10 protein-coding genes, 1 pseudogene and 1 other annotated feature are annotated in these 10,749 nt (G+C 35.1%); of the genes and pseudogenes, 10 read left to right on the forward strand and 1 reads right to left on the reverse strand.

The window, feature by feature from the left end; all coding sequences use genetic code 11:
* Window positions 1-143 precede the first annotated feature (143 nt).
* Window positions 144-488 carry an SdpI family protein gene (locus COO03_RS24540; RefSeq protein WP_097899578.1) on the forward strand — a complete coding sequence of 115 codons (345 nt, stop codon included), beginning with the start codon at window positions 144-146 and terminating at the stop codon, window positions 486-488.
* Between the two features lie 88 nt (window positions 489-576).
* Here COO03_RS24540 and COO03_RS24545 read toward each other — a convergent pair whose 3' ends face one another.
* Entirely contained in the window at window positions 577-1,191 is a 615-nt protein-coding gene (locus COO03_RS24545; RefSeq protein WP_097899579.1) for an NUDIX hydrolase, read from the reverse strand.
* A gap of 87 nt (window positions 1,192-1,278) precedes the next feature.
* On the opposite strand from COO03_RS24545, the gene COO03_RS24550 reads away from it, so the two are divergent.
* The 9 genes and pseudogenes from COO03_RS24550 (at window position 1,279) to COO03_RS24585 (ending at window position 10,511) form a co-directional block, all read left to right on the forward strand.
* Window positions 1,279-1,917 carry a pyridoxamine 5'-phosphate oxidase family protein gene (locus COO03_RS24550; protein ID WP_097899580.1) on the forward strand — a complete coding sequence of 213 codons (639 nt, stop codon included), beginning with the start codon at window positions 1,279-1,281 and terminating at the stop codon, window positions 1,915-1,917.
* A 304-nt stretch (window positions 1,918-2,221) separates the two neighbouring features.
* Window positions 2,222-2,455, forward strand: a binding site (T-box leader).
* A gap of 152 nt (window positions 2,456-2,607) precedes the next feature.
* Window positions 2,608-3,903 (forward strand): homoserine dehydrogenase, encoded by a 1,296-nt coding sequence (locus COO03_RS24555; protein WP_097899581.1) that lies wholly within the window; start codon window positions 2,608-2,610, stop codon window positions 3,901-3,903.
* Window positions 3,896-4,954, forward strand: a complete 1,059-nt coding sequence (gene thrC / locus COO03_RS24560) for a threonine synthase (RefSeq protein ID WP_097899582.1) — start codon at window positions 3,896-3,898, stop codon at window positions 4,952-4,954. The genes COO03_RS24555 and thrC overlap by 8 nt, the downstream gene beginning before the upstream one ends.
* Window positions 4,951-5,844: a homoserine kinase gene (gene thrB / locus COO03_RS24565; protein ID WP_097899583.1), complete on the forward strand. Its 894-nt coding sequence runs from the start codon at window positions 4,951-4,953 to the stop codon at window positions 5,842-5,844. The genes thrC and thrB overlap by 4 nt, the downstream gene beginning before the upstream one ends.
* A 421-nt stretch (window positions 5,845-6,265) precedes the next feature.
* Window positions 6,266-6,454: pseudogene (locus COO03_RS27265) on the forward strand (hypothetical protein); the annotation flags it as partial.
* A gap of 283 nt (window positions 6,455-6,737) precedes the next feature.
* A complete protein-coding gene (locus tag COO03_RS24570; protein ID WP_097899584.1) occupies window positions 6,738-7,739 on the forward strand; it encodes an LCP family protein in 1,002 nt (333 codons plus the stop codon).
* Window positions 7,740-7,981: 242 nt separating this feature from the next.
* Entirely contained in the window at window positions 7,982-8,803 is an 822-nt protein-coding gene (locus COO03_RS24575) for a peptidoglycan-N-acetylglucosamine deacetylase (RefSeq protein ID WP_097899585.1), read from the forward strand.
* A gap of 14 nt (window positions 8,804-8,817) precedes the next feature.
* Entirely contained in the window at window positions 8,818-9,483 is a 666-nt protein-coding gene (locus COO03_RS24580; protein WP_097899586.1) for a YkyA family protein, read from the forward strand.
* A gap of 347 nt (window positions 9,484-9,830) precedes the next feature.
* Window positions 9,831-10,511 carry an MgtC/SapB family protein gene (locus tag COO03_RS24585; protein WP_097899587.1) on the forward strand — a complete coding sequence of 227 codons (681 nt, stop codon included), beginning with the start codon at window positions 9,831-9,833 and terminating at the stop codon, window positions 10,509-10,511.
* Window positions 10,512-10,749: the final 238 nt, after the last annotated feature.

The raw sequence follows: 10,749 nt of genomic DNA on the forward strand, positions 1-10,749 counted from the left end.
GATAGATGTGACTTCAGTGTGAATTTGAAGTGAAAGATATGTTTTTTTTATTTTGGAAAATATAGGTTTTAAGGTTTGGATCAGTTGTATAATAAAAATATAAACCAACAATAAAATTCAAAGAAAATGTGGAGGGCAATAGGATGGTATATGCGCTTGTACATATAGGAATTAGCTTATTGATCGGTATCATATTCGTACTAGCTGCACTAATCTTGCAAAAAAATCCACCAACAGATATTAATGCAGTATATGGTTATCGAACACGTCGATCAATGAAAAATAAAGAGTTATGGAATGCTGGAAATCAATACAGTGCAGAAGTGATGAAGCAAAATGGCATTTTTATGATTTTAATAGGGAGCGTAATTGGTGTGCTATTTAGATATCCGCATACAATGATTGCGATTTTAGGTCTTATGATCGCATTAATCATTCATTTGTTTGTACGGGTAGAGAAGAAATTGAAGGTACTGGAGAAGCAATAAAGGTTACCTATAAATCTTTCAAGCTATTTAAAGAAGACGTATAAATGGTGAAGACCCCTGCACTATTCAAGTGGGGGTCAATTTAACTTTAGAAATTATTGATTTTTAGCATATCTCGTCCCTTTTCTACGACGAATTTATAATATTCGATTTCATATGGATAGATATCTTCACATGTTATTGCAATAGGTTTTGCATGTTCATTTAAAGCTGAAATGCCTGTTATAGATGGAATCTCGCCTTTTAGAAGTTGTAAAAAGGAAGTGGCATTTATTTTTATTACATCTTCTACTTCATCACCTGGTGAGAATAGAGGTGGCTTTATGACATTGTGAAAATACATATGACACATTTCACGGTCAATGAAATGCGGAATTTCATGATTGATTTTAAAAATACCTTTGTACTTTAAATCAGTAGTTTGAAAGGAAAGTCCTAATTCCTCTTCTATTTCACGAAGACCACCTATTTGTATATCCTCATCATGCATAATATGTCCAGCAGATGTAATATCCCATTTTCCTGGGAAGTCTTTCTTGTTTTTAGCGCGTAATTGAAAGTATAAACAAATGTCGTTGTTTTCTTTTTCCACAAACCAACAATGGAATGTTTCATGCCAATCGCCGTCACGATGCACATCATCACGTAATTTTTTTCCGAGTTTCTTTCCTTCTGTATCAAATATCGTTAACCATTCTGCCATTGATATTCCCCTTTCTGTATATTTTAGTATACAATAAATATATATAATTTTGAGAAAACAAAGAAAAAACTAAGGGGTGTATATGGAATGGGAATAGAAGAAAAGAAAACACATTCATTTATTTCAACAGAAGATGAATTACGTCTTATTTTAGGATATCCAAGTGAGCGGGCTGTAAAAAAAGTGATTCCATCGCTTGACCATCATTGTCGTGATTTTTTGTCTAAATCTCCATTTCTAGTAATGTCTACTTCAGATGAATTTGGTCATTGTGATGCTTCTCCAAGGGGAGACGCACCTGGATTCGTATATGTTTTAAATGAAAACCAAATTGTAATTCCGGAAAGACCAGGGAATCGGCGAGTTGATTCTATTCTTAATATTTTATCTAATCCAAGGGTAGGGCTTATTTGTTTCATTCCAGGGCTTGGGGAATCATTAAGAATAAATGGGCGTGCAGCTATCACAAAAGATCCAGAGATCTTGGCAGAAATGCAAGTGAATGGTCGTAGTCCGCTTCTAGGAATTGTTGTAGAAGTAGAAGAGTGTTTCATTCATTGTGCAAAAGCATTTATTCGTTCTGAATTGTGGAATCCAGAATCTTGGATGGAAAAAGAAGGACTGCCATCAGCAGCAAAAATGCTTACGGATCACGCAAAAATCAATTCAACTGAGGAAGAAGTTGCACGTTCTTTAGAGGAAAGTTATACAAAAAGATTATATTAAAAATTTTTTGTGTTATATTGCTTGAGGAAATATATAAATATAATTAATAGTTCAGGCGTTCAAAGAATGTTTACTCGATTGCCAATTACGATTTCAAATCAGTAATATAGTTATTTGATTTGGGATTTTTATGTAAGATCCAATTTCAAAAGAGAAGTAGGTAAGTTTAAGTATTTATTATCTTAAAATAAGTTATAAAAGTGTAATGATCTGGTTGAGAAAAGAACGTATAAATATTTTTCTTGAAAATGGGCTTGATTTTTTGAATTGTCGTAATTATAATAATTTAACAAATGGACATGAACGAAAAGTAATGATAAGGACACGGGATTATTTTTACGGTTTTCAGAGAGGGAAGTCATAGGCTGTGAACTTCCTAGCACGAAAAATAATCTTACCACCTTTAAACTTCAATAGTGAACGAGTAATCTAGTAATTATTGACGGTCTCAGCCGTTATCTGATCTTGAGCAATCTGAAGTACATGTATATTTGGATTGGAACAAGGGTGGAACCACGAAAACACATTCGTCCCTTTACTAGGGATGAGTGTGTTTTTTTTTGACATTGAAGGGAGGTGCTGCAATATGAAACGATTGATATGTACGGAAATAACCACCACCTGCATGAATGTAAAGCAGCTAAAGGTGAGTCATATAGTATACATTTAAATTTAGGAGGAGATTGGAAAATGAGTAATGTTATTTATGTTGGCGTATTAGGTTTGGGAACTGTTGGAAGTGGTGTCGTTCAAATTTTGCAGGAGCATTATAAGAAGATCGCTCTTGATACAGGATGCAAGGTAAAGGTAAAAACAGTAGCTGTACGTGATTTGGAAAAAGAACGGGATGTCTCTATTGATGGGATTGCTGTTACACGAAATGCCGATGAGCTTTTAAATGATTTATATATTGATATCGTAGTAGAGGTAATGGGAGGAATCAAAGAAGCAAAGGAGTGTATTATAAAGGCTTTGCGAAACAAGAAGCATGTCGTAACTGCGAATAAAGATTTAATGGCTGTGCATGGGGCGGAATTGTTGCAATTAGCCAATGAAAACAATTGTGATTTATTTTATGAAGCTAGTGTAGCAGGAGGAATCCCAATACTAAGAGGACTTGCAGATGGCTTAGCTTCTGATCACATTGAAAAAATAATGGGAATTGTAAATGGAACAACAAATTATATTTTAACAAAAATGAGCCAAAATGGTTGGTCGTATGAAGAAGCGTTGCAAGAAGCGCAAAAATTAGGATTTGCAGAATCAGATCCTTCAGCAGATGTAGATGGGCTTGATGCTGCACGGAAGGTTGCTATTCTTGCTAATTTAGGGTTTTCGATGAATGTTTCATTAGATGATGTGCATGTTCGAGGTATTCGAAATATAGAAAAAGAAGATTTAGAAATGGCAAAGAAATTCGGATTTACAATGAAACTGATTGGAAAAGCAGAGAAACAAGGTTCTGCAATTAACTTAAGTGTAGCACCTACTTTATTGCCAAATCATCACCCGCTATCTAGTGTAAATAATGAATTTAACGCTGTTTATGTACACGGTCATGCTGTAGGTGAAGTAATGTTTTATGGGCCGGGTGCTGGGAAATTACCAACGGGGTCTGCTGTAGTGAGCGATATCATTTCTATTGTTAAAAATATGAATCAGGTAACAAAAAACCAAAGCGTGTTAAAAGAACCAGAGCCTTATAAACTAAAGCGGGATGAAGAAGTTGTTTCGAAATACTTTTTACGTACTGTGTTACTTGACGAACCAGGAATGTTTCAACAAATAACAGAATGTTTCGTTAATCAGTCAATTAGCTTAGAAGAGATTATTCAATTACCATTGAATAAAAAGTTTGCAGAAATTGTAATTGTGACACATCAAACTTCAAAATATCAATTTGAACAGGTGTTAACAGCATTAGAAAGTGTAGCGCATGAAATTAAAAGTTATTACAGTATTGAGGAGGAAAAAGAATATGTATAATGGTTTATTAAAACAATATGCTTCTTATTTACCGGTCAGCGAAAAAACACCAGATGTAAGCTTGATGGAAGGGAATACACCTCTAATCCCACTTCTGAATATTTCTAAGGAATTAGGGATTCAGCTATATGGAAAATATGAGGGTGCCAATCCTACTGGATCTTTTAAAGATAGAGGAATGGTGATGGCGGTTGCGAAGGCAAAAGAAGAAGGATCACAGGCCATCATTTGTGCTTCAACAGGAAATACATCAGCATCGGCAGCAGCATATGCTGCTCGCCTTGGAATGAAGTGTATTATTGTTATACCGGAAGGGAAAATTGCTCATGGGAAATTAGCACAAGCAATCGCATATGGAGCAGAAATTATTTCGATAGAAGGAAACTTTGATGATGCGCTTCGAGCTGTACGTCAAATTGCTGCGGAAGAGCCAATTACATTAGTAAATTCTGTTAATCCATATCGTATTGAAGGGCAAAAAACTGCTGCTTTTGAAATTTGTGATCAGTTGCAAAAAGCACCAGATGTCCTTGCTATTCCGGTTGGAAATGCAGGGAATATTACAGCGTATTGGAAAGGGTTCTGTGAGTATGAGAAAGAAAAGGGATTCAAGAAGCCAAGGATACACGGTTTTGAAGCAGAAGGGGCAGCAGCAATTGTAAAAGGTCATGTTATCGACTCACCAGAAACAGTTGCAACTGCGATTCGTATTGGTAATCCAGCTAGCTGGTCCTATGCTGTAGAAGCGGCAAAACAATCGAATGGTGAAATTGATATGGTATCAGACGAAGAGATTTTAAATGCTTATCAGCTGCTAGCAAAAACAGAAGGCGTTTTTGCAGAGCCAGGGTCAAATGCTTCTCTGGCAGGCGTAATCAAACATGTTCAATCCGGGAAAATCCATAAGGGAGAGACAGTTGTTGCTGTATTAACAGGGAATGGTTTAAAAGACCCTGATATTGTTATTGCTTCTAATCAAGTAGAAATCGCAAGTGTTTCAAATGATATGGAACAAATTAAAGAACATATTAAAGGAGTGATCGTTTCGTGATACCGTTTAAAGTTCGTGTTCCAGCTAGTACGGCAAATGTAGGTCCTGGTTTTGACTCTGTAGGAATGGCGTTATCATTATATTTGGAAGTAGCAGTTAAAGAGGAATCAGCTTATTGGCACGTTATCCATTCTTTTGATTCTTCCATTCCAAGTGATGAAAGAAATTTAATTGTAAGTACGGCACTTCGGGTATGTCCTTCTTTATCTTCTTACACAATAGAAGTTACTAGTAATATTCCGCTTACAAGGGGATTGGGAAGTAGTGCGTCAGCCATTGTAGCAGGAATAGAGCTTGCCAATCAACTTGGAGAATTACATTTAACAACAGAGGAGAAAGTGCATCTTGCTACAAGCTTCGAGGGGCATCCTGATAATGTAGCAGCTTCTATTTTAGGAGGTACAGTAATTGGTGCAATGGATGGGAAGCATGTGTCTGTTGTAAGAATCGAGAGTAAGGAATTAGGGGTAATTGCTCTTATTCCTCATGAGGAATTAAATACAAATAAAAGCCGTTCTGTATTACCAGAAACATTTCAATTTCATGATGCCGTTCGTGCAAGTGCAGTAAGCAACGTATTAGTGGCGGCAATATGTCAAAAGAAATGGGAGATTGTTGGTGAAATGATGGAGAGAGACCGGTTTCATGAGCCATATCGTTCCCAACTTGTTCCTGTATTGCCTTCAATTCGCGAGTATGCTAAACGATTTGGAGCATATGGAACAGCGCTTAGCGGTGCGGGACCTTCTGTTTTTATTTTAACTCCATATGAAAAACGTCAGGACATTGCTGAGCAGTTAATGAAAGTATTTCCGGCGCTGGAGGTTTATGAACTTGAGATAGATCATGAGGGTACTGTTGTGAAAAGAGACTTATCAGTAAAAAAGTAAAGTGAAACTTTAATCAGTGGGCATCCCCATTGACTATGAGGCCTCAAATAGCAGGATAAAATATATAAATACAAGTTAAAAAAACGGCATAAAAACCCCTTTCTTTTTAGGTGGACGGGCCATGTATAGAAGCTGTCAAGGCCTTTTCCTGCCACGTGCAAGGGTGGGAACAAAGGGGAAATGCGAGTGTAGATCATGTTTTATTCTGCATAGCAGTGATTTATATGCTGAAAAATTAAAATGGATTTATATAGGTTTTGAAGGAAAGCTAGCAGTGTGTTAGCTTTCCTTTGTTATTTATCCCGACTGGTGAGGGCTAATAATCAGTTGGGGATGAAGAAAACCCCACTGATTGAAGTTTCACCTTATTATTACTTTCTATTTGCCGCATTCTTGTAACAAACCACCTGTATATTCATTGGTGGAGGTGCAGAAGATGAAAAAAATGATAGCAGTATGTCTTCTTACAATGATATCAATTTCAGCTGTAACGGGATGTAATTTGAAAGGCAAGAATGGTTGCAGGAGTCTAAAGAAAGATTTTATGTATGACGTAAGTCCTGAAAAATTTACATTAACAGCGGAACATGATGGTGTGAAATTACAAGCCTAACAACTGTTATCTAAATTCCATCGGTATGATTGGGAAAGTAATAATTGTGGGGAATTTTTTTACTAGCATGTATATATGGATCTGTGAAATTTTTGGAATTATCTTCTGGTACTTGTCAAAAGGAAACACGAGAGTATAATGTGAAATGAAATATATATTGATTTTCCTTCTTTTTTTACGATGAAATCTTACAAAAATGTAAGGTGAATGAAATGAAATTCAATATGAAGATTGATAGACATAGAGTATACTAGGAAAAGAGAAAGAGAGGAGAATGAACATGAGCTCTGAATTAGAACAAAATACAAGAAGCAGGCAGAAACGTTCTAAAAGAAAATCTATAAAATGGTTCATTTTGATTCCATTCTTCCTGCTTATTTTTGGAGCAGTCGGATATGGTTCGTTTATATATAATAAAGCTAAAGCAGTTGTAAGTGATGCATATGCACAAATTGATAAATCAACGAAGCGTGATAAAGAAGTTGAACCGTTAAAGGATAATATCTCGATTTTGATTATGGGTGTAGATGGTAGTGATATCCGAAAAGGTCAATATGGAGAAGCTGTTCGTACGGATGCACTGTTATTAGCTACAATCAATAAAAATGATAAGTCAGTAAAATTAGTAAGTATCCCGCGTGATTCACGCGTATATATCCCATCAAGAAAGAAATTAGATAAAATTACACACGCTCATGTGTTTGGTGGTGTTGAAAGCACGCGTGATACTGTTGAAAGATTTTTAAATGTTCCAGTGGATTATTATGTGAAATTTAACTTTGATTCTTTTGTGAAAATTGTTGATTCACTTGGTGGTATTGATATTGATGTACCAGTTACATTTACAGAACAAGATAGTAAAGACCAAGCAGGTATGATTCATTTAGAAAAAGGGTATCAACATTTAAATGGAGAGCAAGCTCTTGCTTTAGCGAGAACACGTAAAATTGATAGTGATGCGATGCGTGGCCAAAGACAACAGCTTGTAATAGAAGCAATTGCGAAAAAAGCAATGTCGGTTCAATCTATTAGTAAAATGAGTTCTTTATTAGATGCGATTGATAGTAATATGAAAACGAACTTAACATTTGATGACATGCTTTCTATTACAAGAAATATGGCAGGATCAGATTTACAAATGGAAAAAATGCAAGTAGAAGGTACAGATAAACGTATAGGTGGTATTTATTACTACATTCCAAATGAAAAAAATGTGCAAGATATATCTGAAAAATTAAATGAACATCTAGGTATTACACCAAAAACGACTCGAAATGAATGAAAGGGTTGGCACCTGCCAACCTTTTTTTATGGGATTTGATTTGTGTAAAGACTTTCAAATACATAAAACGATATATTTTTATGCATAAAGTGTTGAAATTTACATTGGTACAATGATTTGGATAAAACTTCTGATACAATTGATACAATATTTATTTTTTTATAGTTGCAATAAAACAAATACATGTATAATTATATCAGATGATTTATATATGAGATTAATAGAGAGAGGGGTTCAATAGAATGGAAAATGCTTTTAAGGTAAAACGTATAGTGATTGTAATGGTAGCAATTATTGCAATAGCAGTTGGTTATTTTATGTTTCAATCCATTACTTCACCAGCAACAGCTGTAGCTAAGCAAGAAAATACAGTACAGTTAGCAAGTGAACAACCAAAAATTGAGATGAAGAAAGCCGCGCCAAGTCGCTTTAATGGTAAGGAGAGAAAAGTTGCTTATCTTACTTTTGATGATGGACCAGGAAAATATACGGCTGAGCTGTTAAATATGTTGAAACAAAATGATGCGAAAGCGACATTTTTCTTAATTGGTGCAAATGTAAAACAATTCCCTGAGCTAGTAAAGCGTGAGAAGGCAGAGGGTCATTATGTGGGTATGCATAGTATGACACATGACTTTAAAAAATTATACACAAGTGGCGAGTATGTAAATGAAATGAAAGAAGATCAAGGTCTAATCGCAAATATTATTGGACAGTCTCCAAAGCTAACACGTCCACCATATGGCTCAATGCCGGGATTAAATGAGGCGCTTCGAAACAAAGTGGTCGAAGGCGGTTTTAAAGTATGGGATTGGACAATCGACTCTTTAGACTGGAAATATAGCAAAATGCCAGTTGATGCAGCTTCAGCAAAAATTGTTCAAAATGTACTTGCTGGTGCAACGAAGCCACAAGAAGTTATTTTATTGCATGATATTCACCCGCAATCTGTTGCTGCCGTACCAGCTATTATTAAAGGACTAAAAGAAAAAGGGTATGAATTTGAAGCATATCATGAAGAAAATCACTTCCCGGTGAATTTCTGGCATGATAACCGTATTTGATGGAGGAATCGACATTGACTTATAGAAAAATAGCATTAGTTGGGGCACTATCAGTAGGATTATTATCTGGTTGTTTTGGTGAGAAACCAGAAGAAAATATATATGCTGCTTTTGAAAATGCAGCAAAGCAAGAAAAAGCATTATTTGATGATGCGAAAAAATTAGAGAAATTAGAAACACAAGGACAGGAATTGTACACTCAAATTATACAAGAAGGAAAAGAGCATAATGAAGCAGTAGCCCAAAAAATAGATCAGGCTGTGGCAAATGTAGATGAGCGTGAAAAAATTCTGAAAACTGAAAAAGAGATGCTCGATAAAGCTCAAAAAGAAACAAAATCAGTTCAAAGTTATACAGAGAAAATCGAAGATAAAAAATTACAAAAGCAAGCAAAAAAAGTAGAAGAAGCTTATAAAAATCGTTATGCAGCTTTCCAGAAAATGAATGAAAACTACACGAAATCATTGGCGATTGAAAAAGAACTTTATGGAAAGTTAAAAGTAAAAGAAACAAAATTAAAAGAGATTGACGAGAAAGTTAAAGCTGTTAATACATTAAACGAAGAAACGCAAAAAGAAAAAGAGAAGTTTAATCAATATACAAAAGAGTATAATGAAGGAAAACTAGCATTCTATAAAGATGCGAAGATCAAGGTAAAAGAAGAAAAGCAAGAGAAATAATAAAAAGCCGGAAAAATATTTTATAATATTTTTCCGGCTTTTATATATACATCAATTAAAAAACCGACATAAAACCCCTCTTTTTAGGTGGGAGAGAGCATCTGGCCATGCATAGCAACGGTGTTAGGGCTTTTTGCTGCCACATGCGAAGTAAAAACAGAAAGAGTAAGTGGGTGTAGGTTACTTTTTATTCCGCATAGCAGGGATTTAGATGTCGAAAATTTAAAATGGATTTATATAGAAAAGGCTGGAATTGATAACCAAAACGAGTTATAGTTTAATATTCAAGGAAAAATGATGTTTACGAAGAGGAATGATGAACATCATATAAGTAAGGAGAATGAAAAATGTCATATGAATTTTTACTCAAATTAGGTTTAGCGCTCTTTTTAGGTTTATTTATTGGGATTGACAGACAGCTAAAGAATAAACCACTTGGTGTGAAAACAAGTATGGTCATTTCTGTAGCAAGTTGTTTAATTACAATCGTTTCAATTGAATCGGTGAATGTTTATTCTTCACCAGGTCATACAAATATGGATCCGATGCGTTTAGCAGCTCAAATTGTAAGTGGTGTTGGTTTTCTCGGAGCGGGAGTTATTTTACGAAGAAATAACGATGTGATTTCGGGATTAACTACAGCTTCTATGGTGTGGGCGGCGTCTGCTCTAGGTATTGCAATTGGGGCAGGTTTTTATATACAAGCAACAGTAGCTATGATTTTAATTATATTAGCAATCAATGTATTGCCTCATCTTGTAAAGATTGCTGGACCGTACTCATTAAGACAAAAGGATGTAGCTATAAAAATTATTGTAAACAAGCATAGAGAGTTAGATGGAATCTTTAAGCAAATAAAAATTTTAAACATGCAAGTGAAACGGGTTAAAATTAAAGATATTGATAATGGTGCATCTCAACAATTAGAAATGGTGATATTAGCACCTGAAGATTTATATACAACTGAGTTATATAGTTCTTTAAAAGAGATTGATCATATTGTTTCAGTTGAGGTTGAGAGTAGATAGTCATAACGTAAAAAGGGTGATGGGATTCACCCTTTTTTATTTTAGATGCATTTATTTTTATAAAATGTGTTTGTTATATATACATTAATTAAAAAAACGACATAAACCCCCTCCTTTTAGGTGGGAGAGAGGATCTGGCCATGCATAGAAGCGGTTAGGGCCTTTTTCTGCCACATGCGAAGTAAAAACAGAAAGAGCAAACGCGGCTAGGTTACTTTTTATTCTGTCTAGCAGGGCT

The sequence above is a fragment of the Bacillus sp. AFS098217 genome, assembly GCF_002551815.1.
Taxonomy (GTDB): Bacteria; Bacillota; Bacilli; order Bacillales; family Bacillaceae_G; genus Bacillus_A.

Bases quoted from the DNA above. Each gene is read 5' to 3' on its own strand.
- COO03_RS24540 (WP_097899578.1), top strand. From the start codon at position 144: ATGGTATATGCGCTTGTACATATAGGAATTAGCTTATTGATCGGTATC.
- COO03_RS24545 (WP_097899579.1), bottom strand. From the start codon at position 1,191: ATGGCAGAATGGTTAACGATATTTGATACAGAAGGAAAGAAACTCGGA.
- COO03_RS24550 (WP_097899580.1), top strand. From the start codon at position 1,279: ATGGGAATAGAAGAAAAGAAAACACATTCATTTATTTCAACAGAAGAT.
- COO03_RS24555 (WP_097899581.1), top strand. From the start codon at position 2,608: ATGAGTAATGTTATTTATGTTGGCGTATTAGGTTTGGGAACTGTTGGA.
- thrC (WP_097899582.1), top strand. From the start codon at position 3,896: ATGTATAATGGTTTATTAAAACAATATGCTTCTTATTTACCGGTCAGC.
- COO03_RS24570 (WP_097899584.1), top strand. From the start codon at position 6,738: ATGAGCTCTGAATTAGAACAAAATACAAGAAGCAGGCAGAAACGTTCT.
- COO03_RS24575 (WP_097899585.1), top strand. From the start codon at position 7,982: ATGGAAAATGCTTTTAAGGTAAAACGTATAGTGATTGTAATGGTAGCA.
- COO03_RS24585 (WP_097899587.1), top strand. From the start codon at position 9,831: ATGTCATATGAATTTTTACTCAAATTAGGTTTAGCGCTCTTTTTAGGT.